Consider the following 20,968-nt stretch of genomic DNA (forward strand, 5'->3'; position numbering starts at 1 on the left):
CTCAGGATGGTGGTTGGCCGCGCGGCGAATAACGCCGCGCGCTCGCGGATGATTGCGGTCAGGCGAGGCGGGATGTGATGCCGAGCCGGTCCAGCAGATCGGCGTCACGATCGCGCTGCGGGTTCTTGGTGGTCAGCAGCACATCACCGATGAAGATCGAATTGGCGCCGGCGAGGAAGCACATCGCCTGCAATTCGTCAGTCATGTATTGCCGTCCGGCCGACAGCCGCACCACGCTGTTCGGCATCATGATCCGTGCCGTGGCGACCAGCCGGACCAGCGCGATCGGATCGGGGCGTTCCGCGGTGTCGTTGACCGGCACGCCCTTGACCTCGTTCCACAGATTGATCGGCACGCTCTCCGGATGGCTCGGGAGATTGGCGAGCAGCATCAGCATGCCGAGCCGATCCTCGACCTGCTCACCCATCCCGATAATGCCGCCGCAGCAGACCTTGATGCCGACGTCGCGCACATGCGCAAGCGTATCGATGCGGTCCTGCAAGGTGCGCGTGGTGATGATCTTGTCGTAGTACTCCGGCGAGGTATCGACGTTGTGGTTGTAGAAATCGAGCCCGGCGTCGGAGAGGCGTTCGGCCTGATTGGGCGTCAGCATGCCGAGCGTGACGCAGGTTTCCATGCCGAGGCCCTTCACCGCGCTGACCATGTCGCAGACCTGATCGAGATCGCGGTCCTTCGGACTGCGCCAGGCCGCGGCCATACAGAACCGGGTGGCGCCGGCGTCCTTGGCGCGCTGCGCGATCGCGACGACCTCGTCCCGCGGCATCAAGCGGGTGGCCTTCAGGCCGGTGTCGTAGTGGGCGCTCTGGGAGCAGTAGCCGCAGTCTTCCGGACAGCCGCCGGTCTTGATGCTGAGCAGGCTCGCGGTTTCGACGTGGTTCGGATTGAAGTTGGTGCGGTGGATGCCCTGCGCCTGAAACATCAGGTCCGCGAATGGCAGGTTGTAGAGCGCCTCGGCCTCGGCACGCTCCCAGTTCTTGCGGAGCGGTGCGCTGTTGCGGCTTTCGGTCCGTTCGATCTCAACGACATCAACCATCGGCTTGCCTTCTTGCTTGTGTAAATCATAGATAATCATGTATATTATCTATGATAATGGACTTAGAATGATGCTAGCCGAGCTCAAACGAGAGCGCACCCGTTTTTGTGATAGATAATCTATGAGTAGCGAAGGCGAGAACATGACGACCGCCGGGCGCATCGCCGAAGCGATCGGCGAGCGCATCATCGGCGGCGCATTGCCGCCGGATGCTCCGCTCCGGCAGGACCATGTCGCGCGGGAATTCCATTCCAGCCACGTCCCGGTGCGCGAGGCCTTCAGGCAATTGGAGGCGCAGCATCTCGTCGTAGCCGTGCCGCGTCGCGGGGTGCGGGTTGCCCCGCTCGATACCAAGTCGGTGAAGGAGATCGCCGAGATGCGCGCCGCGCTCGAGGTGGTGGCGCTGCGCAATGCCGCTCCCAGGTACACATCCGCCCATCTGGCGCGGATCGAGGTCGCGCTGATCGAAGGCGATAATGCCGAGACCGTTCAGGAATTCGAACTGGCCAATCGCGCCTTCCATTACGCCCTGGTCGCGCCCTGCGCGATGCCGCGACTGCTCGCCAGCCTCGACGGACTGCAGCTCGCAAATTCACGACTGGTGTTCGCGATGGCGCGCAACGCCGGCTGGCGGCCGCGGCCGAGCCAGGATCACCGCGTGATCCTGCAGGCGCTGCGCACGCGCAACATCGAGCAGGCCTGCAGCCTGCTCGCGCGGCATATTCAGACCATCGAGCGGCTTGCGCTGCCGGCGGCGTGACGGGGAGCAGCGATCCGCTCCACGTTAGTTTTTCTCACACCATGGGCGAGTTCTTGAAGATTGTCCGGCTCGTACCCGAGAGATACGTTCACTCCGAATGGGAGGCACGGGCAGCATGGTGGACGACATGAAGGTGCGAGCGGGCCAGTGCCATTGCGGCGCCGTGCGTTTCGAGGTGTCGCTCAGCGACGACTTCAATTCGATTCGCCGCTGCACCTGTTCCTATTGCCGAATGCGCGGCGCCGTCGTTGCCATGGCAGAAATGGGCGGGATCAAGTTCCTGCAAGGTGAGGACGTGTTGACGAGCTACCGCTTCCATACCGGATCAGCGCAGCACTTCTTCTGCTCCCGCTGCGGAATATACACGCATCATCAACGGCGATCCGACCAGAGCCTCTATGCCGTCAACGTGGCTTGCCTCGACGGGGTAAGCCCGTTCGATTTCCCGGAAGTACCTGTGATGGACGGCGTAAATCACACCAACGACACCGGCAGGCCGACGCGTCGCGCAGGTACACTGCGCTTCATCTCGGCCGACTAACGATCACCGTCTGCAACGACCGCGCGACAAGATTGAGAATCTCGAATCTTCGGTTCCGATTGACCAGACCGAAAATGCTCTAGGCGATCGCGACGATCTCCAGCTCCTGGGCGCCCGAGCCCGTGACGTCGCCCACGGCTTTTCCCATCAGCGATCTCGCCACCGGCGAGACGAAGGAGATCGAGCCCGCCTTTGGATCGGCCTCGTCCTCGCCGACAATGCGGTAGGTCTGCACGCGGCCATCGGCGCGGCTGAACGTCACGGTGCTGCCGAAGGCAACGGTTTCGGTTGAGGCGGGATCGGGGACGACCTGCGCGGTGCGGAGCCTTTCGGTGAGATAGCGTGTGTCGCGCAGCGGCACCGCCGACTGCCGGCGCCGTTCGTTGACGTCATCCAGCTGCTGCGCGGTCTCGTAGGCCTCGCGCGCCTCCAGGAGTTGGCGCTCCAGTGCTTTCCGTCCTGCCTCGGTCACGAGATTGGGATGCGGCGATATGGGGCGGTCCGGCAACAGCGTTTCGGACGCGGTCTCAGCGCTTTCTTCCTTGGTAAAGGCAACACTCAATCCAGAACTCCATCGCTGGGGCGGGCAGTATAGCCCCACCTCACCCGTGCCGCTAATGCGCGATGGGATTAGGCCGGGTCGTCATCGCACATTGGCGCGTTGATCACGCACGATCCTTCCGGATCTAATGCGACGTGGACTGTTCCGTCTTGCCGCGACGGCCGAAACGGCTCTTTGCACCCTCGCGCCAGCCCTGGAAGGTGACAAACAGCATCGGCACCAGGAAGATGCCGATCGAGCTGGCGGCGAGCATGCCGCCGAATACCGCGGTGCCGACTGCACGGCGGCTGATTTCCGCGGCACCGGTCGCGATCACCAGCGGCACCAGGCCGAGGATGAAGGCGATCGAGGTCATCATGACCGCGCGGAACCGCATCTGCGCGCCCATCGTCGCGGCCTCCGCAATCGGCCTTCCGGCCTCGCGCTGCTCCTTGGCGAACTCGACGATCAGAATGCCGTTCTTGGCGGCGAGCGCAATCAGCACCACGAGGCCGATCTGGCCGTAGAGATCGAGGTTGAGGCCGGCAAGCTTGATGCCGAGATAGGAGCCCAGCACGCCGACCGTGACCGACAACAGCACCGGAATCGGGATCGTCCAGCTCTCATACAGCGCGACCAGGAACAAATAGGCAAACAGCACCGCGAGCGCGAGGATGATGCCGGTCTGGCCGGAAGCCGCCTGCTCCTGATAGGCGGTGCCGGTCCATTCGTAGGAGTAGCCGGAAGGCAGCGTCGTCTTGGACAGGTCGGCCATCGTCGCGATCGCGGTGCCCGAGGACACGCCCGCGGCCGGGCTGCCGTTCACCGTGACCGAGCGATAATTGTTGTAGCGCGTGATCACCTGCGGGCCGGTGACGATGCGCAAGCTTGCGATCGAGCGGATCGGCACCATCTCGCCGCCGGTGTTGCGGACATAGATCTGCCAGATGTCGGGGATGTCGCGCCGGTCGGCCGCATCGCCCTGCACATTGACCTGCCAGGTGCGGCCAAACAGGTTGAAATTGTTGACGTAGATGCCGCCGAGCGTGGCCTGCAGCGCGGTGAACACGTCGGCCATGTTGAGGCCGAGCGCCTGCGCCTTGGCACGGTCGATATCGAGATAGACCGATGGGTTGGTCGCGGTGAAGGTCGAGAACACGCGAGCCAGATTCGGATTGCGGTTCGCAGCACCGATCAACCCGCCCATCACGCTGCTGAGCGACGCCGGATCCTGCCCTTCCAGCGCCTCGAGCTGATATTCGAAGCCGCCGGAGGTCGAGAGCCCGATGATCGGCGGCAGGTTGAACGGCAGCACCGAGGCCTGGCGAATCTGCGATCCCCCGACGAAGGTCTGCCCGATCGCCGCCTGCACCGATTCGGTGACAGCCTTACGGTCCGCGAACGCCTTCATGCGCGCCACCATGAAGGCGGAATTCGGCTCGCTGGCGCCGTCGAGCAGCGAGAAGCCGATGATCGACAGCACGTGGTCGATCGCCGGATTCTTCTTCAACAGCGCCTCGACCTGCTTGGTGACCTCGCTGGTGCGCGCCACCGAAGCGCCATCAGGCAGCTGCACGGCGATGAAGAAGGCGCCCTGGTCTTCCTCGGGCAGGAATCCGGTCGGCGTGATCTTCGAGACGCCGAACACCGCGCCGGCAAACACCAGCACCGCAACCAGCGACAACACCGCCACGCGGACCAGCCGCTGTACGATGCCGGCATAGCGGTCGCGGACCCAGTCGATGCCGCCGAGCACCCGTCCCATGATGCCGCGGCGCGGTCCGCCGTGACGCAGGAACACGGCGCACAACGCCGGCGACAATGTCAGCGCGTTCAGCGCCGAGATCACCATCGCGGCACTGATCGTCACCGCGAACTGGCGGAACAGCGTACCTGATATGCCGGGAATGAACGCGATCGGCACGAACACCGAGAGCAGCACCAGCGAGATCGCGATGATCGGCGCCGTGATCTGCGCCATCGCCTTCTTGGTAGCGTCGGCCGGCGACAGCTCCGGCTCCTCCTCCATGACACGTTCGACGTTCTCGACCACGACGATGGCGTCGTCGACCACGATGCCGATCGCCAGCACCATCGCCAGCAGCGAGACGGTGTTGGCGGAATAGCCGAGCGCCAGCAGCACCGCGAAGGCGCCGATCAGGCTGACCGGAACCGCGACCGCCGGAATCACCGTGGCGCGCAGATTGCCGAGGAACAGGAACACCACGATCACGACGAGCACGAAGGCTTCGCCGAGCGTCTTCATCACTTCCTTGATCGTATCGGAGACGAAGGTCGTGGAGTCGTACTGCACGAGGTAGGTCAGCCCAGGCGGGAACCGCTCCGACAGCCGCGCAAGCGTGGCCTGCACGGCCTTGGCCGTGGTCACCGCATTGGCGCCGGGCGCCAGATAGATGCCCATCGGCACGCCGGGATTGCCGTCGATCCGCGATTCCGAGTCCGAGTTCTGCGCGCCGATCTCGACGGTTGCGACGTCCCTGATCCGCAGCACCGAGCCGTCGGGATTGGCCCGCAGCACGATGTCGCCGAACTGCTTGGATGTCGTCAGGCGGCCCTGGGTCTGCACGTTGAACTGGAATTGCTGGTCGTTGCTGATCGGACGCGCACCGATCCGGCCGACCGGCGCCTGCACGCTCTGGGCGCGGATCGCGGCGATCACGTCCGATGGCGCCAGATTGAGGCTGGTCAGGCGCTGGGTGTCGAACCAGATCCGCATCGAATAGTTCAGCTTGGCGAACAGCGAGGCCTGTCCGACGCCGGGCGTGCGCGAGATCGCGTCGAGCACGTTGATGATGGCGTAGTTGGTGATGAACAGCGGATCCTGCTCGCCGCTCTTGCTGTAGAGCACGATGAACTGCAGCACGGCCGAGGATTTCTTCTGCACGGTCAGGCCCTGCGCCTGCACCTCGGTCGGCAATTGGGCGAGCGCGCTCTGCACGCGGTTGTTGACGTTGACGGTGTTGATGTCGGGGTCGGTGCCGAGCGCGAACGAGACCGTCAGCGTATAGCTGCCGTCGTTGCCGCTGGTCGACTTCATGTAGAGCATCTTGTCGACGCCGACGACCTGCGCTTCGAGCGGCTGGGCGACGCTCGATTCCACCACTTCGGCCGAAGCACCGGGAAATACGGCCGAGACCGTGACCTGCGGCGGCACGATGTCCGGGAACTGGGCGACCGGGATTTGCATCAGCGCCAGCGCGCCCGCGATCGTGATCACGAACGCGATGACGATCGCAAGCCGCGGACGATCGACGAAGATTGCGGAAATCATGGGTTGTTGCCCGTCGCTTTCGGCGCGCTGCCGGCACTGCCGTCCGCCGAAACCTTCATGCTCGACTGGATCAGCGCGCTGGCGGGCCCCGGCGCGACCACCTCGCCCGGCTTGACCTTCTGCAACCCCTCGACGATCACCTTGTCGCCGAGCGCGATGCCGCTCGTCACCGCAGCGATCGTCGATGTCGATTGCCCGAGCTGGATCCGCTTCTGCTCGGCCTTGTTGTCCGCGCCGACGACGTAGACATATTCACCCTGCTGGTCCGACAGCACCGCCGAGCGCGGGATCGCCACCACCTCGACCGGCTGCACACCTTCCAGCAGAACGGTGACGAACTGATTGTCGGTGAGCTCGCGGACCGAGCCGCCGGTCGCAACGGACGTGTAGGTCGACGGGTTGGGGATGGTGCCACGCAGGGAGATGGTGTCGGTATTCTGCGCGATGGTGTTGTTGACGAAGTTCAGCTCACCGGTCTTCTCGTAGAGCCGGCCGTTCGGCAGGCGCACCCGGATGATGACAGCCTTGAAGCCACCGCGTGTCGCATAGCGGTCGCGCAGGTCGAGCGCCTCGCGCACCGGCACGGGGAAGGTGACATACATCGGGTCCTGGCTGACGATGGTCGTCAGCGTTCCCGAGCTCGGCGTCACGACGTTGCCTTCGGTGACCGAGGTGCGTCCGATCCTGCCGTCGATCGGCGAGTGGATCTCGGTGTAATCGAGATTGATCTGGGACAGGTCGACCTGCGCCTGCGCGGCCTGCACCTGTGCCTCGAGGCTTTGCTGGTTGGCGACTGCGGCGTCGACGCTCGATTGCTGGCCGGCCGGTCCGCCGAGCAGCGATTTGGCGCGGTCGGTGGTCAGCTTGGCGTTGACCAGCGTCGCCTGCAACTGGGCGACCTGCGCCTTCTTCGAGGCGAGGTCCGCCTCGAACGGGCCGCGCTCGAGTTGATACAAGAGGTCGCCGGCCTTGACCTCGGCACCCTCGACGAAGTTCCGCTTCTCGAGGAACGCCGTGACGCGCGCCACCACGTTGACGCGGTTGGGAGCCTCGATGCGTCCCAGGAATTCATTGGTTTCGGTGACCGGACGCTTCACCGCCTCGAATACGCCGACGGCAGGAGGCCCGGGCGGTCCCGCCTGAGCATGGGCCGCCGAAATCCCGAGTGCCGCCAATCCCGCCGATACCAGAAGCCCTGCCAATCCACCGAGCATTCGTTCCGTACCACTCATGCTGTTCAACCCTTCGGCTACCAACAAGCTCTACGAGACGGATATGACGTCGAGTTCCCTCAGACCGAGAAGGTCAGGATGGGCAAGGTGCATCACAGGAGATCATAACGCGGCCAATCCGACAATCCTGTAACCTGAACGCCCGTTTGGCTCATCCCGGCAACAGGCGCTTCGAGCCTTGTAAGGTCGAAGTCAGACGTGGCGCCCGTATGACGACGTCTTGGAAGCGGGGGCAACGGCGGACGCCGCTCACAACGCGATGGCGTTCTTCAAGCGGGATGTCTCTTGATAGGCGGGCGATGCCAGATGGCCGTACAGCCATGGCTTCGCGCGCTTGCCGCTGGCCTCGTGCACGCCGTCGAACACGTCCATGTCGATCAGATCCGGATGGGTGCATGATGCATAGACGGATCGCATCTCCGCGAACTTCTCATCCCGCCCGAGCTCGATCGCGTTTGCGGCGTCGCGGCTGCCGATCTCGACGAACACCGGACACGGACGGAGCAGATACGCCAGCTCCGCACCGGTGTATTTGGCGCGGCCGTTGGCAAAATGAATGTAGGCCGCAAGTTCGATGCTGAGGTTCTTGCTGATGACGGATGACATCAGAAACTTCTTCTCGTCACGCATGTATCCGGAAGCGACGGTCGGCCGCATCCGCCCCGTCGCGGCTTCCAGATGCAACGCGAGGAAGGCGCCCCACGACACCCCATAGACGCCGACATTCAGACCGGACGCTCCGGTCAGCTTCCGGCAAACGGTCTCGCCGGCATCGATCGACGCACACGACACGTTGTGCGCCGAGACGCCATGGGATGCCAGCATCGCGGCGATGTTGTTCTGGCTCTCCTGATTTCCGATCTGGACGATGTAGGGACACCACACGACATAGCCGTCCTGGCAAAGCTGCTTGCCGATCGCGTTCATGTAGTCCTTGTCGGCATCATCGAAGCACCGCTCCGGCGTGCTCGCCATGCCGTGGCCGAGCAGGATCAATCCCTTGAACGGGCCGTCGGGAATCCCGAGACATCCACGCACCGGCACGCCGCATTCCAGGTCGAACTCGACCTTCACGACCGAGAATCGATCCGCCGTGCCACGCCACAGAATCCGGATCTCGTCGTGCGATGGCCGATACAGCCGCCGCTCCCGGAACAGCGAGTGCATCTCCCTTCGAATGTCCGGGCCGGTGGCGACTGCGCGGAGCTTTCCTCGGGTCGCGATATCAAAGAACGATCGGCAGAACGTATCGTAGCCCAGCGCCGGCAGATCGACATTCGCACACGATCCCCGGCAATGACTCAGCGTCAGCGTGTTGCCGGTGACCGATGAGGGGCCGACCAGCGTCATCAACAATCCGGAAAGCACCCTGCGGCTGATCATCGGCCCTCCCCGAGCCGGCGTTGGCTCGATAGCATGTCAGCGATCGCCGCGTAGCAGGCGCGACAAGTGACGCGGATACAAATTAAAGGATGTTCATGGTCGAATGATCGCGCGCAGCGTTGCAAAGGTGTGACGCTCGCAGGCCTTGCGCCGCGGCAGTTCACGCCGAATGCGTTTCGAGACGCTTCGGAAATATGTCTGACTGTCTCGCAGCTTCAATTTCGCCACACGCGGCGGTGATCGCGAGGTCAAGTCTTGGGCTTGACCTCGGTGACCTTGGCGTCGGCGGCCTTCGGCGCGTCGCCAAAATCGAGCTTCTTCTGGAAGCCGATCTGCACGTTGAGTGCCCACGGCTGCACCTCGTCGGGCCGCCGGACCTGCCGGATCGAGGCTCCGGCCGTACCGATATATCCGTCGCCGAAATCGTGCGCGAAATCGAGGCCGGTGAGGAACGTCGTGCTCCACAGATCGGTGTTGAGATAGTCGTCACGGCGATAGCGCGCCAGCAGGCTGACGGCGTTCTTGTCGTCGAACTTGTAGCTGACCGAGGCCTCGTTCGACTGCCCGACATCGAGCGATGCAAACGAGAGCGTGGTGTCCGTGACCGTTCGCGACGACCCGACGCCGAATGTCCATGAACCGGTCTGGTACTTGGCCTTTGCGGTGTAGAGCAGCTGCTTGACGTCGTCGAAATCGGTCGTGTCGTATTGGGCGAGGTATGGCGACACGGACCCTTCGACTTCGATACCATTGCTCTTCATCGTGAAGAAGACGTTCGGCTGCACGATGTTGTGGCTGCGATCGAGGCCGAAAATGTCGGTCGCGAGATAAGCGACGCGCGACAGCACGAGCGACGTGCCGATCTCTCCGGTCCCGAACTTGTAGGCAAAGCCGGGCATGAACGTGCGCGTCACGAAGTTCTCGTCCTGGGGCAGGAAATCACCCAGCGTGAAGATGTTTCGCTCGTTGAGCGCATTGATGCCGGCGTCGACATTGGCGAATATTCGGAAATCGGTGGTGTCGTATTCGACACGGTTGCGCAGCTGGACGCCATGCGAGCGGCGCGCCCAATTGTCGTCGACCGTCGTCGTCAGCGTGGTGCGCAACGCCAGCTTCGGCGCAAGCTCGATCGCCCCGCTGGCTGCGATGATGGCCGTGGTGCTGGGGGCCGCGACGCCGGGATCGTATTGCGTATCGGCGAACTTGACGTTGAGCCCGATGATGCCGTCCTGGAGCGAGCCGCGCAGATAATCGTAGTTGATCGTCTGTGTCGCGAACACGCTGCCGCGCGCGCCCAGCGTGTCGGTCGGATTGGAATCGTAGCCCGTGCGCAGGCCGATCGAGCCCGCGTTCACGGTCACCGTCTCCGCCGGCGTGGCCTGCGCGAGTGCCGCTGAGGCGCCGAGCTGCGAAGCAACAACAACTGCCGCCATCAACGCACGCCGAATCATGGACGCGCCCCCCTCGCACAGGGTCGGAAATCATGGTTAATCGGCCGTTAAATATGCAATTTCTGGTTGATTTGACCCTCGAGCCCCGATGGCGGGATGTTCGATTTTGATGGGATCATCAGCAGCAATAAGGGCATCATGGAATTTGATGGTATGGTTAACGCTAAGTATTAGAGTAAAGAACTACTTCAAGTTGTAAGCGAATTCGAGGCGTGGATAGTGGCGGCGACCAAGCAAACGGCTTGGCTTGATAACAACGGAGGAAGTCATGAAGCAGTATATCGTCGCCGTCGCTCTCGCCTCGCTCGTCGCCTCGCCGGCCTTCGCCGGTGGCCCCCGTGGTGGTGGCGGCGCGCTGATCGGTTCGGTGATCGCTCCGATCACGACCGCGGTCTCCGCGCTCAATGTCAACGCGCTCAACAACGTCAACGTGCTCGGCGGCGGCGTGAACGTCCTGAACGGCAACAAGACCAACGTCTCGGCGATCCTGCCGATCAGCCTCAAGAACACCAACATCCTGTCTGGTATCCTGGGCGGCGGCCGCTCGCACGGCTGCGGCTGCAACTAAGGGCCGATCTCGGGAGGGCGCCGAGGTGTCCTCCCAACACCTTTGGGCGAGCTTCCTGCAAGCCTCACCATTCGACCAGTTCACCCGCCTCCAACCTCCTTCCCCAATTCCGGATCGCGTCGCGGCAGTTGTCGGACGCTGAGGTTCCGGTCGTCATTCCGCGGGCCTGATTGCCCTGCGAGCCCGGGAATGGTTGCCAGTCCTGCCTTTGCCGAATTCCTGCGCGAGCAACTCGCGCCGCTCGGCCGCATCACGATGCGGCGCATGTTCGGCAAGACCGGCGTGTTCTGCGACGGCGTGATGTTCGGGATGGTCACCGACAATACATTCTACGTGCGGGTCGAGGATCAGAATCGCGAGATCTTCAAGGAGGCGGCGGCGAGCCCGCCGCTCAACTACGCCAAGCGGGGCGCGACCATCGATCTCGCCTTCTGGCGGGTGCCGGAACGGCTGTTCGATGAGCCCGACGAACTCGCCGTCTGGGCGCAGGCTGCGCTGGCCGCCGCGCACCGGGTCGCAGCCAAACGAGCGGGCCCCTCCGCGCCCGCGCGAAAATCCCGAGCAAGCCCGGCCAAACGCCGCAATTCCCCGTGATGCGCGCCGACGCGCACCGGGATAGCCCGGACTCGTGGCTTGGTCTGAATTGCACTACGCAATACTTTCGCGGTCGATGGGTTAATCTGTTGGGCAGCAATATTTCCTGGAATGGCCGATGGCGAACGACCTGCACGAGCATCTGATCGAACTGGCCTATGAGGCCGCGGTCGTCCCCGAGCTTTGGCCGAACGTGCTGCATCAGGTCGGCGGGATCGCGCGAGCGCGCGGTATCGTGCTGCTGACGGCAGCCCCGCACGACGTCCGCTGGGTCGCATCGCCCGACATGCACGACGACACGGTTGCCTATGTCGAGGGCGGCTGGCACGAGCGCAACGGACGGTTGCCGCGCCTGTTGGCGGCCAACCATGCCGGCTTCCTGCGCGACATCGACGTATTCGACACGCCCGAGGAAGTGCAGCAGGATTTCCAGATCCGAGAGTTCTTCCGCCCGCGCGGGCTCGGGTGGGGCGCCGGTACCGCGATTCCAGTACCGAGTGGCGACGTGCTGATCTACAGCGTCGAGCGCGAGTACCGGCACGGACCGATCGAGCGGGAAGCGATCGAGCAGCTCGACGCGCTGCGCCCGCATCTGGCGCGGGCAGCGCTGCTGTCGGCACGGCTCGGGATGGAGCGCGCCAGGGCGGCAACCGAGTCGCTGGCGATGCTCGGACTGCCCGCGGCGGTGCTGCGGCGCGGCGGCCGTCTGATGGCGGCCAACCCGCTGTTCGACCGCCTGGTGCCCGATGTGATGCAGGATCGCACCGATCGCCTGACGCTGGCGGCAACCGCCGCCGACGCGCTGTTCGCGCAGGCACTGGCCGCGCTCGATCAGGGCCTCATCAGCGCCGAGGTCCGCTCGGTCCCGATCGCGGCACAGGACGATCGCCCGCCGCTGATCGTGCATCTGGTCCCGATCCAGGGTGCAGCGCGTGACTTGTTCGACCGCGCGCTGGCGATCGTGATCGTGACGCCGGTGGTGCCATCGGAGGTGCCGACCGCGGAAGTGCTGCAGGGCCTGTTCGACCTGACGCCGGCGGAAGCGCGCGTCGCGCGCGGCATCGGCGAAGGACGCACCGTCGAGGCCATCGCCGGCGCATTCGGCATCTCCCGCGAAACCGTGCGCAACCAGCTCAAGGCCGTGCTGGCGAAGACCGGGCTCGGCCGACAGGTGGAATTGGCCGGACTGCTTGCCGGCGCCAAGGTGCCGCCGGGTTCAGCGGCGGACTGAGACTCAAGGCACGTTCAGACGAGCCTGGAAGAAGCCGGCGACACGGTTGACCGCATCGACGGTCATCGGATCATTGTCGGCGAAATCGAAGCCGTGCGCCCTGCCCGGATAGAGAGCGCGCAACCATCCGCCGGCCCACGCCCCTCAGGGGCATCGCAAAGGATCACATGTTCAAACGGCGCGGGTTGCGCTAGTGATAGCTCCCCCTCCTCCCACCGTGCGCCGATCCCGGCGCGCGTCCAGTCAATGAGTGCATCTGAATGGCCGAAGCCGACCTCGACGCCGTCATCCGGCAAACCGCAAGAGCGCAGACCAAGGCCGTGATGGCGGCTGCCAAGAAGCGCCAGGCCGTCTGGGTCGCGCGCGCTGCCAAGGCCAAGGACAAGGAGACCAAGGCGCGCTTCCGCTTCCTCGCCAAGAGCACGATCCTGAACGCGACCGCGACCGCCAAGCGGTTGCAGAATTCCGCAGAAAACGCCGCCGACGCCTATGCGCGCGCCATGAAGAAGGCGATGGAAGAGCCGCCGCCGGCCAACAAGCCCGAGAAGAAATCCGAGAAGAAGCCGGCGAAGAAGAAAGCGGCCGCCTGACAAGGAGCACAGATGCTCACCGTTCACCATCTCGGCAAGTCGCAATCGGAGCGCATCGTCTGGCTGTGCGAGGAGCTTGCAATTCCGTACGAGCTGAAGTGCACCACCCGCGACCCGGTCACGATGCTGGCGCCGGCCGATTACAAGGCGCTGCATCCGATCGGCGCCGCGCCCGTCATCACCGACGGCGAGCTGGTGCTGGCCGAATCCGGCGCGGTCGTCGAATACATCGTCGCCAAATACGGCAATGGACGGCTGACGCTGACCTCAGACCATCCCGATTTTGCGCAGTTCCTGTACTGGTTTCACTTCGCCAACGGCACGCTGCAGGCGCAGATGGGCCGCAGCATGATCCTGAACCGCCTCAACCTCGCGGCCGACAATCCGGTTCTGGCTGCGACCCGGGCACGGGTCGACCGCTCGTTCGATCTGATCGAGGCGCGGGTGCGCGACGCCGAATATCTCGCGGGCGAGGCGTTCACGACGGCCGATATCATGATCGGCTTCTCGCTGACGACGATGCGCTACTTCCTGCCCTACGACCTCAGCCGCCGGCCCTGCATCAGGAATTATCTCGGCCGCATCGCCGCACGTCCGGCCTATCAGCGCGCGATGCAGAAGGGCGATCCGGGCATGGCGCTGCTGCTGACGTGAGGTCGTGATGCCGCGTTACGTCGCCTTGCTGCGCGCGGTCAATGTGGGCGGCACCGGCAAGCTGCCGATGACCGAGTTGACGGCGATGTGCCTCGATGCGGGATTTGCTGATGTGCAGACCTATATCGCCAGCGGCAATGTCGTGTTCTCCTCGAAGCTCGGCGCAGCGAAGGTCAAGGCCGCGCTGGAACAGCGACTACACGCCTATGCGGGCAAGCCGGTCGGCGTCGCGGTACGGAGCGCCGACGAGATCGCCGCGGTGCTGAAGGCCAATCCGTTTCCAAAAGCGCCGCCGAACTTCACCGTCGCGATCTTCCTCGACGAGCCGCCGCCCAAGGACGCCCTGAAGGACGTCAAGGGCCAGCAGGACGAGCAGATGCGGCTCGGCAAGCGCGAGATCTATGTCGCCTATGGCAGCGGCATGGGCCGCTCCAAGCTGAAGATCCCCGCCGCCGCCAACGGCACCGCGCGGAATATCAACACGATCGCGAAGCTCGCCGAGCTGGCGGCAGACGAGGATTGAGTCCAGTCGAGAACCCAATCCCGTCATCCTGAGGCGCGAGCCACTTCGGCGAGCCTCGAAGGATGAATCGGCCACCAGCCGGGCCGTGCATCCTTCGAGGCTCGCTCCGCTCGCACCTCAGGATGACGGGTTAGGTGCTTCGACTCGGGTCGGTACAGCGTCAGCTAGCTCTCCCGCACCGCAAATCCTTCGGCGCCGAGCCTCGCCAGCACCTCCTCCAGATGCGCGCGGTCGCGGGTTTCGATCACGAGCTCGAGCAGCGTCGCCTTGGCCGGCAGGTCGGAGAAGGTACGCTGGTGCGAGACCTCGATGATGTTGGCGCCGGCATCGGCAAGCAGGATCGACACCGCGGCGAGCTGGCCGGGCCGGTCGACGATGTCGAGCGCCAGCTGCGTCAACCGTCCCTCGCGCGCCAGCTCGCGGGTCAGCACCGAGGCGATCAGCCTGGTGTCGATATTGCCGCCGGTCAGCACCAGGCCGACATTGCGGCCGGCAAAGCGTTCGGGTGCCGCGAGCACCGCGGCGAGGCCGGCGGCGCCGGCGCCCTCGACCACCGTCTTCTCGATCGAGATCAGGGTCGCGACCGCGCGCTCGATCTGGTCCTCGCTGACCAGGACGATGTCGTCGACGAGGTCGCGAACGATTTTGGTGGTGATCTGCCCCGGCGCCTTGACGGCGATGCCCTCGGCAAGCGTATCGCCGCGCATCGGCAGCTGCGCGCCTTTGACGGCATTGTACATCGAGGGATAGAGCTGGGCCTGCACGCCGATCACCTGCACCGACGGCTTGATCGCCTTCGCGGCGGTGGCGATGCCCGAGATCAGCCCGCCGCCGCCGATCGGCACCACCAGGATATCGAGCTCCGGCACCGCCTCGAGCATTTCGAGCCCGATCGTGCCCTGTCCGGCAATGATCAGCGGATCGTCATAGGGATGGACCAGGATCAGGCCGCGCTCGGCGGCATGCGCGCCGACGAACGCGAAGCATTCTTCCAGCGTCTGGCCGGTGATGATGACCTCGGCGCCGTGCCGCCTGGTGTTCTCGATCTTCACCATCGGCGTGCCCACCGGCATCACGATGGTGGCGGGGATGCCGAGCCGCTTGGCGTGATAGGCCACGCCCTGGGCGTGATTGCCGGCCGACATCGCGATCACCCCGCGCTTGCGCTCCTCGGGGGACAGCGCCTGCAGCCGGTTCAGCGCCCCGCGCTCCTTGAAGGTCGAGGTGAACTGCAGGTTCTCGAATTTGAGGAACAGCCGGCAGCCGCAGATCTCACCCAGCGTACGGCTCTCGTTGCACGCCGTGACCATGACCGAATCCCGGATCACGTCGGCAGCACGGCGCACGTCGGCAAGCGTCACGGCTGCGGGGGTCACAGCGGGTGTATTGGAAGGATGCGGCATCGGGTTTCGCTTGGGTCCGTTTCGTCGGACGGAACCTAGCGTGTTTCGGCGCCGAAAACGACCGCGCTCGAGCATGATCCGGAAAAGTGCGAAGCGGTTTTCCGGAAAGACCATGCTTAAACAACGAGCTGGAGCGCGATGAGGGCTGAACCCCGGCGCGCTTTAGCTTGCGGTCAATGCCTCTTCCTCCGGCTGGGCCGGCCCGGCCAGCTCGATCTCATCACATTTGGGGCAAACCAGCGCGGTCCGGAAATGCTTGTCGAGCACAATGGTGCGCGTCCTGCCGCACTGGCAGCGCATCGGCTTGTCCATGGAAGGTCGGCCCGGGTTCGAGATGCAGGGAAGGCTGCGCTTTGCTATCCCGGTCCGGTTAACCCAATATGACGCGCCGCCGGAAAAATCAGAAGAAGCCCGCGCTCAGATCGAGGCCATAGCTTGCCCTGAGCACCGCGACGAACAGGATCGCAAAGCCGAACAGCAGGACATGCCGGGCGATATTGCTCCGAAGCGAATTGGCCGGAAACACGCGTGCGATCGATTGAGCCAAAGCAGTCATTTGCGACCTCCAGAGCCACGTCCCGAAGTTAGGTCGCGCGCGGGGCCATGAGGTTCAACGCGGCTCGCGGAACGGCCGGCGGCGCACCGCTGCGCTCGGCTCCGGGTCGCGCTGCGGCCGTGCCTTGTTCCTGAAGCGGTGACCGACCACGATCAGCTTGCCCTCTTCGCGGATCGCGGACTCGGCCAATGGCGCAGCCGGCAGATTGTCTTGCGTGACAGCCTCCAGCGCGCGCAGGAACTCTCGACCGGCCGCTGTGATCTCCCAGCCTTCGACATCACGCAGCACGTAGCGATTGCTAAAGATGTCGAGTTCGGGAACCCGCGATGCCAGGCGCTTGATCCGCGCATGCCAATCGTCGCCGCTCGAGGAGAGAATGGCGAGGTCATGCTTGAGTGAATCGAGCGTAGCTCTGCCGCTGACGTGACTGGCCAATATTTTTAGAATCGCAACCTGTATGCTCAACTCAAAGCCTCGACCGCCACGGTTCTTTTTGTTCTGCGCAGCCGATCTGGAAATTATCGCGCTGATGACTCAGGCGTCCAGTCATCAGCGCCAGTTATCCAGAAGACGGCATGACGGTATCGATTTACGCTGCGCGTGATGTGCCGACGCGGCGCTCGGGCCGCTGTGACGACATCGACTCCTCCTCCATATCCTGCGGCGCGCCCCAAAATTCCCGCACCGTCGGCCCGTGCTTCAACCTGCGGGCGCGCAGGAAGCCGAGAATCTCGTGCGGCCAGACCCGGCGTCCCATCTGCGTGTACCAGCGCATCGCATGACGAAGTCCGGCGTCGCGATGCAGCAGCACGCGGAGCAAGGCCTTCGGGCGGCACTGCAACACCATCTCGGTGAACTTGAACCAGAGCAGCACGCGCCACGGCGGCATGTGCCGCGTCGCGAGCACCTGATGCTTGTAGTCCCAGAGCCGGCGATCGGTCTGGATCACGCGCCGTTCTGCCGCAAGACGGAAATACGGCGTCCGGCGATGCGGCGTGACGTAGAGCATCTGGATCTGATCGGGATCGTAGGACAACAGCTGCCGCAGGCCGCGCCAGTGATCGCGATCGGTCTCCTCCTCGAAGCCGACCACCCAGGTCGCCATCGACAGGATGCCGTGCCGGCGCATCAGGCGAAACGCCTCGCGATCGATCGTGGTGGTCGCGCCCTTGCGGATCAGTTGCAGCGTCTTCTCATCGGTGTTCTCCATGCCGAGCAGGAAGCGCTGCCAGCCCGCCCTCTTGTAGAGATGCAGGATGTCGGCATCGCGCACGATGTCGTCGGCGCGGGTCGAGCCGACCAGGATCAAATCGACATTCTCCGCGATCAGGGCCTCGAGGAAGCTCCGCCAGGCTTTCTTAGAGACGGTCGGATTCTCGTCGGCGAAATTGATCACCTTGACGCCGTGCTCGCGATGGAGCCGCGCCAATTCCCTGGCGAACCGCACGGGATCGCGGTGTCGCCATCGCGTCCAGAAACCGCGCTGGCCGCAATAATTGCACAGATGCGGACAACCGCGCGAGAACTGCACCACGACGGCGCGCAGCCCGCCCCAATAGCTGTAGCGCGCGTGATCGATCAACTCCCAGCCGACGCGATAGGCATCGAGATCGCGGATGACGGGCGCGGGCCGCGTGGCGCGCGGTCCGTCATCGTCGCGAAATGCGATGCCGTCGATGCTGCCGAGGTCGCCGCCAGACTCCAGCGCCCGCATCAGGCGGCGCGCAGTCTCCTCGCCCTCGCCGCGCACGATCGCGGTGACGTAAGGCTCCTCGCACAGGATCTCGCGCCAATGATAGGTCGGGAACACGCCGCCGTAGACGATCAGCGCCCTGGGCACGGCCCTGACGATCGCCTGCGCCACCTCGGCGATGACCGGATGGCCCGAGGTCGAGCCGGAGTGGCCGAACAACACCGCATCCGGCGAAAACCGCGATGCCTCTGCCAGGATGGCGGCAAGCGGCATCGGCCCGAACTCGGCATCGAGAAGCCGGACTTCTTGTCCGTCGTCGATCAGCGGACCGCCGATCGACAGCAAGCCGAGCGGCGGCAAATGGTCGTCGGGAATCCGGCTGCCGATTGCCGGATGCGGCACGTTGATGAGAAGTATGCGCATGGATGATCGCTCCCGCTTTGATTGGCGTGATCGTTCGTCCCCGCATGTTGTGGAAGAGAGCCCAACCCCCCGGCCGGGCTTTGAGAAGAGAACAGTTGGCGCCGCTTGACGCGCTAGAGGTTCGGTACCTCCGCCGGTGCGATCGCGGTCAGCCCGCCGAAGCGGCGCTCGCGGCCATGGAAGGAGGCGAGCGCGTCGGCGAGATCGTCGGCATCGAATTCGGGCCACATCCGCTCGGTGAAATGCAGCTCGGCATAGGCGCCTTCCCAGAGCAGGAAGTCCGACAGCCGCCTCTCGCCGGAGGTGCGGATGATCAGGTCGACGTCGCGCAGGCCGGCTTCGCCGGTGATGAGATCGGCAAAAGCCTCGCGGCTCAGCTGGCCTGCGCCGGCGACGCGCGCGGCGGCGTTCAGGATGGCGTCGCGCGCCGAATAGTCGATCGCGATGCGCAGATGCAGCGTGGTGCCGTCGGCGGTCTCGGCCTCGGCGCGCGTGATCGCGGCAGCGATGCCGTCGGGCAGCCGGTCGCGGCGACCGATCACGGTGAGGCGGACGCCATTGCGGACCAGGGCTGCGATCTCGTTGGCGAGATAGAACCGCAGCAGCCCCATCAGCGCCGTGACTTCGGCCTTCGGACGGCGCCAATTGTCGCTCGAGAACGCGTAGAGCGTCAGCGTGCCGACGCCGTGGTCCGGCGCGGCCTCGACGATACGGCGGATCGCCTCGACGCCCGCCTCATGTCCGCGCAGGCGCGACAGGCCGCGCCGCGTCGCCCAGCGGCCGTTGCCGTCCATGATGATGCCGACGTGGAGCCGTCCGGCTACCTCCGGCTTGAGCGCGACGTTACTTTGCATCACAAAGTCTCCGGGTAAAAAATGGCATAATCAAATCGTTTGAACGCCGAGCCGTCCGGGCGCGCCTTCGTGCTTGCCGGCGGCCTTGGCCGCGTCGCGCACCAGCTGCTCGAGCACGGCGAGATAATCGAGGAAGCGGCGGCGGCCGCTCTTGGTCAGGCGGCAGGTGGTGTGCGGGCGATTGCCTTCATAGCCCTTGATGACGTCGACGAGGCCGGCCTCCTGCAGCACCTGCAGATGCCGGCTGAGATTGCCGTCGGTCAGGCCGCAGAGTTGCTTGAGATCGGCGAAGGCGAGCCCCTTCGGATGCGCCATCAGCGAGGTCAGTAGTCCAAGCCGCGCCTTCTCGTGGATGACCCGGTCGAGGCCATCATAGGCGAACGGCGCGGTGGTCACGTCAGTCTTCGGCATCATTGCCTCCGGAAGCGAAATACAACAGCGCTGCGAGCAGCAGCTGGCCGATCGCGAATGGCAGGCCCATGGTCCAGGGCGACAATGCGTGGCTCTGGCTTGCGATCAGCAACACCGTGAAGCCCGACAGGAAATACCAGGCGCCGCCGAGCGCGATCGTGCGCGGCAGCAGGCGGACCGAGGCGAACACGCCGAGGCTGACCAGCACCTGCCACAGGCCGGGCAGCATCCACAGCGTCTCGGGCGCGAATTTCCATTGCAGGATCGCGAGCAGCACGCCGGCGATGACAGCGGGAACGAACTGCTCGATCGCCTGCTGGACCATCGCGTCGGCAAGGCCGGAATGGTGCCGCCGCGAACGCGCCTGCATCTCGATCCAGATCAGCAGCGCGGACAGCAACGCGGCTGCGGCCCAGCCGGCGAGGAACGCGATCGGATGGTGGGTCGGATCATCGAGCCAGAGATATTGCGCAAGCGCCGTAACCAGCGCGATGCCGCTGGTGGCGGCGACCGTCGCCGGACCGTAGCCGCGGAATGCGGTTCCCGCCGCGATCTGACTGCGGATCGCGAGAATATCGGCCAACGCCTTGTCGAGGTCGCGCATGTTCTGCCCGCACTTTGTAATGCAAAGTATACGGGATCACCAAGCAAACGCAAGCGTCATCGCACCGCTTGCCGATCGTGATGTTTAATGGCCGGTTACTGCACGGATTGCGGCGAAAGCGTGCCGCCTCAGACCTTCACCAGGCTGGTAAAGCCGCCATAGATCATCCGCTTGACGTCGAACGGCACGTCGCCCTTGCCCATCGATTCCAGACGGGGGTCGGCCATCACCTTGGCGTTGATCCTGTCGCGCTGGGCGCGCGACTTGTAGGTGATCCAGGCGAACACGACGGTTTCGCCGGCCTTCAGTTTCACGCTTTGCGGAAACGAGGTCAGCTTGCCGGGCTTGACGTCGTCGGCGACCCATTCGCGATAATCCAGCGCACCGTGTTCGCGCCAGACCTTGCCGACCATCTTCGAGAGCTGGGCGTAGGCTTTGAGTTTCTTCTTCGGCACGGCGACGACGAAACCATCGACGTAAGGCATGGGCGTTTCCTGTTGTTACGTTGACGTCATTGCGAGGAGCCAACGGGTTGCGCGGATGCGCGCCCGATGACAGGCTCCGCGACGAAGCAATCCAGCTCGACGCTTGCAGCGCGATGGATTGCTTC

General features: G+C 64.5%; 23 protein-coding genes. 8 read left to right on the top strand and 15 right to left on the bottom strand.

Annotation, left to right across the window (positions count from 1 at the left end; all coding sequences use genetic code 11):
- Positions 1 to 58: 58 nt before the first annotated feature.
- Positions 59 to 1,054 (bottom strand): biotin synthase BioB, encoded by a 996-nt coding sequence (bioB, locus tag CO675_RS06550; protein WP_097671419.1) that lies wholly within the window; start codon positions 1,052 to 1,054, stop codon positions 59 to 61.
- Between the two features lie 121 nt (positions 1,055 to 1,175).
- Between bioB and CO675_RS06555 the strand changes: the two genes are divergently transcribed.
- On the top strand, positions 1,176 to 1,814 hold the full coding sequence (locus CO675_RS06555) for a GntR family transcriptional regulator (RefSeq protein WP_097671212.1): 639 nt from the start codon (positions 1,176 to 1,178) through the stop codon (positions 1,812 to 1,814).
- Between the two features lie 115 nt (positions 1,815 to 1,929).
- Positions 1,930 to 2,355 (top strand): GFA family protein, encoded by a 426-nt coding sequence (locus CO675_RS06560; protein ID WP_097671420.1) that lies wholly within the window; start codon positions 1,930 to 1,932, stop codon positions 2,353 to 2,355.
- 79 nt (positions 2,356 to 2,434) lie between these two features.
- Here the strand turns inward: CO675_RS06560 and greA are convergent, their stop codons facing one another.
- The 5 genes from greA to CO675_RS06585 all read right to left on the bottom strand — a co-directional run bounded on the left by greA (position 2,435) and on the right by CO675_RS06585 (position 10,236).
- Positions 2,435 to 2,917, bottom strand: coding sequence for a transcription elongation factor GreA (gene greA / locus CO675_RS06565; RefSeq protein WP_097671213.1), 483 nt, complete (start codon positions 2,915 to 2,917; stop codon positions 2,435 to 2,437).
- 124 nt (positions 2,918 to 3,041) lie between these two features.
- Positions 3,042 to 6,188 carry an efflux RND transporter permease subunit gene (locus CO675_RS06570; protein ID WP_097671214.1) on the bottom strand — a complete coding sequence of 1,049 codons (3,147 nt, stop codon included), beginning with the start codon at positions 6,186 to 6,188 and terminating at the stop codon, positions 3,042 to 3,044.
- Positions 6,185 to 7,420: an efflux RND transporter periplasmic adaptor subunit gene (locus CO675_RS06575; RefSeq protein ID WP_245452654.1), complete on the bottom strand. Its 1,236-nt coding sequence runs from the start codon at positions 7,418 to 7,420 to the stop codon at positions 6,185 to 6,187. The genes CO675_RS06570 and CO675_RS06575 overlap by 4 nt, the downstream gene beginning before the upstream one ends.
- Positions 7,421 to 7,669: 249 nt before the next feature.
- Positions 7,670 to 8,803: a hypothetical protein gene (locus CO675_RS06580; RefSeq protein WP_097671215.1), complete on the bottom strand. Its 1,134-nt coding sequence runs from the start codon at positions 8,801 to 8,803 to the stop codon at positions 7,670 to 7,672.
- 248 nt (positions 8,804 to 9,051) lie between these two features.
- Positions 9,052 to 10,236, bottom strand: a complete 1,185-nt coding sequence (locus CO675_RS06585; protein WP_143278895.1) for a hypothetical protein — start codon at positions 10,234 to 10,236, stop codon at positions 9,052 to 9,054.
- A gap of 286 nt (positions 10,237 to 10,522) precedes the next feature.
- On the opposite strand from CO675_RS06585, the gene CO675_RS06590 reads away from it, so the two are divergent.
- From CO675_RS06590 to CO675_RS06620, 6 genes are all read left to right on the top strand, one after another.
- Positions 10,523 to 10,822 carry a hypothetical protein gene (locus tag CO675_RS06590; protein ID WP_097671217.1) on the top strand — a complete coding sequence of 100 codons (300 nt, stop codon included), beginning with the start codon at positions 10,523 to 10,525 and terminating at the stop codon, positions 10,820 to 10,822.
- A 189-nt stretch (positions 10,823 to 11,011) separates the two neighbouring features.
- Positions 11,012 to 11,416 (top strand): TfoX/Sxy family protein, encoded by a 405-nt coding sequence (locus tag CO675_RS06595; protein ID WP_097671218.1) that lies wholly within the window; start codon positions 11,012 to 11,014, stop codon positions 11,414 to 11,416.
- 118 nt (positions 11,417 to 11,534) lie between these two features.
- Entirely contained in the window at positions 11,535 to 12,647 is a 1,113-nt protein-coding gene (locus CO675_RS06600; RefSeq protein WP_097671219.1) for a helix-turn-helix transcriptional regulator, read from the top strand.
- A gap of 260 nt (positions 12,648 to 12,907) precedes the next feature.
- Positions 12,908 to 13,237: a hypothetical protein gene (locus CO675_RS06610; RefSeq protein WP_097671220.1), complete on the top strand. Its 330-nt coding sequence runs from the start codon at positions 12,908 to 12,910 to the stop codon at positions 13,235 to 13,237.
- Positions 13,238 to 13,249: 12 nt separating this feature from the next.
- Complete coding sequence (locus CO675_RS06615) at positions 13,250 to 13,891, top strand: glutathione S-transferase family protein (RefSeq protein WP_097671221.1); 642 nt, start codon at positions 13,250 to 13,252, stop codon at positions 13,889 to 13,891.
- Between the two features lie 7 nt (positions 13,892 to 13,898).
- Positions 13,899 to 14,414, top strand: a complete 516-nt coding sequence (locus tag CO675_RS06620; protein WP_097671222.1) for a DUF1697 domain-containing protein — start codon at positions 13,899 to 13,901, stop codon at positions 14,412 to 14,414.
- Between the two features lie 164 nt (positions 14,415 to 14,578).
- On the opposite strand, the gene CO675_RS06625 is transcribed toward CO675_RS06620, so the two are convergent.
- The 9 genes from CO675_RS06625 to CO675_RS06660 form a co-directional block, all read right to left on the bottom strand.
- On the bottom strand, positions 14,579 to 15,817 hold the full coding sequence (locus CO675_RS06625; protein ID WP_097671223.1) for a threonine ammonia-lyase: 1,239 nt from the start codon (positions 15,815 to 15,817) through the stop codon (positions 14,579 to 14,581).
- Positions 15,818 to 15,979: 162 nt separating this feature from the next.
- Positions 15,980 to 16,129, bottom strand: a complete 150-nt coding sequence (locus CO675_RS40400; protein ID WP_158231191.1) for a hypothetical protein — start codon at positions 16,127 to 16,129, stop codon at positions 15,980 to 15,982.
- Positions 16,130 to 16,217: 88 nt separating this feature from the next.
- Positions 16,218 to 16,373: a response regulator gene (locus CO675_RS06630; protein WP_244522179.1), complete on the bottom strand. Its 156-nt coding sequence runs from the start codon at positions 16,371 to 16,373 to the stop codon at positions 16,218 to 16,220.
- A gap of 54 nt (positions 16,374 to 16,427) precedes the next feature.
- Positions 16,428 to 16,838 carry an aminoacyl-tRNA deacylase gene (locus CO675_RS06635; protein WP_245452655.1) on the bottom strand — a complete coding sequence of 137 codons (411 nt, stop codon included), beginning with the start codon at positions 16,836 to 16,838 and terminating at the stop codon, positions 16,428 to 16,430.
- A gap of 124 nt (positions 16,839 to 16,962) precedes the next feature.
- Positions 16,963 to 18,489, bottom strand: a complete 1,527-nt coding sequence (bchE, locus tag CO675_RS06640) for a magnesium-protoporphyrin IX monomethyl ester anaerobic oxidative cyclase (protein WP_097671225.1) — start codon at positions 18,487 to 18,489, stop codon at positions 16,963 to 16,965.
- 113 nt (positions 18,490 to 18,602) lie between these two features.
- Positions 18,603 to 19,343, bottom strand: coding sequence for a di-trans,poly-cis-decaprenylcistransferase (locus CO675_RS06645; RefSeq protein ID WP_097671226.1), 741 nt, complete (start codon positions 19,341 to 19,343; stop codon positions 18,603 to 18,605).
- Between the two features lie 30 nt (positions 19,344 to 19,373).
- The gene (locus CO675_RS06650; RefSeq protein ID WP_198964511.1) at positions 19,374 to 19,754 is read right to left on the bottom strand and encodes a transcriptional regulator; all 381 of its coding nucleotides are present in this window, start codon (positions 19,752 to 19,754) and stop codon (positions 19,374 to 19,376) included.
- Positions 19,741 to 20,358: a hypothetical protein gene (locus CO675_RS06655; protein WP_097671228.1), complete on the bottom strand. Its 618-nt coding sequence runs from the start codon at positions 20,356 to 20,358 to the stop codon at positions 19,741 to 19,743. Before CO675_RS06655 ends, CO675_RS06650 begins: the two co-directional genes overlap by 14 nt.
- A gap of 128 nt (positions 20,359 to 20,486) precedes the next feature.
- Positions 20,487 to 20,843: a DUF1428 domain-containing protein gene (locus CO675_RS06660; protein ID WP_097671229.1), complete on the bottom strand. Its 357-nt coding sequence runs from the start codon at positions 20,841 to 20,843 to the stop codon at positions 20,487 to 20,489.
- Between the last annotated feature and the right edge of the window lie 125 nt (positions 20,844 to 20,968).

It is taken from the genome of Bradyrhizobium sp. C9 (assembly GCF_002532045.1).
Taxonomy (GTDB): domain Bacteria; phylum Pseudomonadota; class Alphaproteobacteria; order Rhizobiales; family Xanthobacteraceae; genus Bradyrhizobium.

What these genes read in the sequence shown, in the direction of transcription:
- CO675_RS06595 (WP_097671218.1), top strand. Translation starts at nt 11,012, where the DNA reads ATGGTTGCCAGTCCTGCCTTTGCCGAATTCCTGCGCGAGCAACTCGCG.
- CO675_RS06615 (WP_097671221.1), top strand. Translation starts at nt 13,250, where the DNA reads ATGCTCACCGTTCACCATCTCGGCAAGTCGCAATCGGAGCGCATCGTC.
- CO675_RS06590 (WP_097671217.1), top strand. Translation starts at nt 10,523, where the DNA reads ATGAAGCAGTATATCGTCGCCGTCGCTCTCGCCTCGCTCGTCGCCTCG.
- CO675_RS06645 (WP_097671226.1), bottom strand. Translation starts at nt 19,343, where the DNA reads ATGCAAAGTAACGTCGCGCTCAAGCCGGAGGTAGCCGGACGGCTCCAC.
- CO675_RS06555 (WP_097671212.1), top strand. Translation starts at nt 1,176, where the DNA reads ATGAGTAGCGAAGGCGAGAACATGACGACCGCCGGGCGCATCGCCGAA.
- bchE (WP_097671225.1), bottom strand. Translation starts at nt 18,489, where the DNA reads ATGCGCATACTTCTCATCAACGTGCCGCATCCGGCAATCGGCAGCCGG.
- CO675_RS06570 (WP_097671214.1), bottom strand. Translation starts at nt 6,188, where the DNA reads ATGATTTCCGCAATCTTCGTCGATCGTCCGCGGCTTGCGATCGTCATC.
- CO675_RS40400 (WP_158231191.1), bottom strand. Translation starts at nt 16,129, where the DNA reads ATGGACAAGCCGATGCGCTGCCAGTGCGGCAGGACGCGCACCATTGTG.
- CO675_RS06630 (WP_244522179.1), bottom strand. Translation starts at nt 16,373, where the DNA reads ATGACTGCTTTGGCTCAATCGATCGCACGCGTGTTTCCGGCCAATTCG.
- bioB (WP_097671419.1), bottom strand. Translation starts at nt 1,054, where the DNA reads ATGGTTGATGTCGTTGAGATCGAACGGACCGAAAGCCGCAACAGCGCA.
- CO675_RS06585 (WP_143278895.1), bottom strand. Translation starts at nt 10,236, where the DNA reads ATGGCGGCAGTTGTTGTTGCTTCGCAGCTCGGCGCCTCAGCGGCACTC.
- CO675_RS06610 (WP_097671220.1), top strand. Translation starts at nt 12,908, where the DNA reads ATGGCCGAAGCCGACCTCGACGCCGTCATCCGGCAAACCGCAAGAGCG.
- CO675_RS06560 (WP_097671420.1), top strand. Translation starts at nt 1,930, where the DNA reads ATGGTGGACGACATGAAGGTGCGAGCGGGCCAGTGCCATTGCGGCGCC.
- CO675_RS06660 (WP_097671229.1), bottom strand. Translation starts at nt 20,843, where the DNA reads ATGCCTTACGTCGATGGTTTCGTCGTCGCCGTGCCGAAGAAGAAACTC.
- CO675_RS06620 (WP_097671222.1), top strand. Translation starts at nt 13,899, where the DNA reads ATGCCGCGTTACGTCGCCTTGCTGCGCGCGGTCAATGTGGGCGGCACC.
- CO675_RS06625 (WP_097671223.1), bottom strand. Translation starts at nt 15,817, where the DNA reads ATGCCGCATCCTTCCAATACACCCGCTGTGACCCCCGCAGCCGTGACG.
- CO675_RS06575 (WP_245452654.1), bottom strand. Translation starts at nt 7,420, where the DNA reads ATGAGTGGTACGGAACGAATGCTCGGTGGATTGGCAGGGCTTCTGGTA.
- CO675_RS06600 (WP_097671219.1), top strand. Translation starts at nt 11,535, where the DNA reads ATGGCGAACGACCTGCACGAGCATCTGATCGAACTGGCCTATGAGGCC.
- CO675_RS06655 (WP_097671228.1), bottom strand. Translation starts at nt 20,358, where the DNA reads ATGCGCGACCTCGACAAGGCGTTGGCCGATATTCTCGCGATCCGCAGT.
- CO675_RS06580 (WP_097671215.1), bottom strand. Translation starts at nt 8,803, where the DNA reads ATGATCAGCCGCAGGGTGCTTTCCGGATTGTTGATGACGCTGGTCGGC.
- CO675_RS06650 (WP_198964511.1), bottom strand. Translation starts at nt 19,754, where the DNA reads ATGCCGAAGACTGACGTGACCACCGCGCCGTTCGCCTATGATGGCCTC.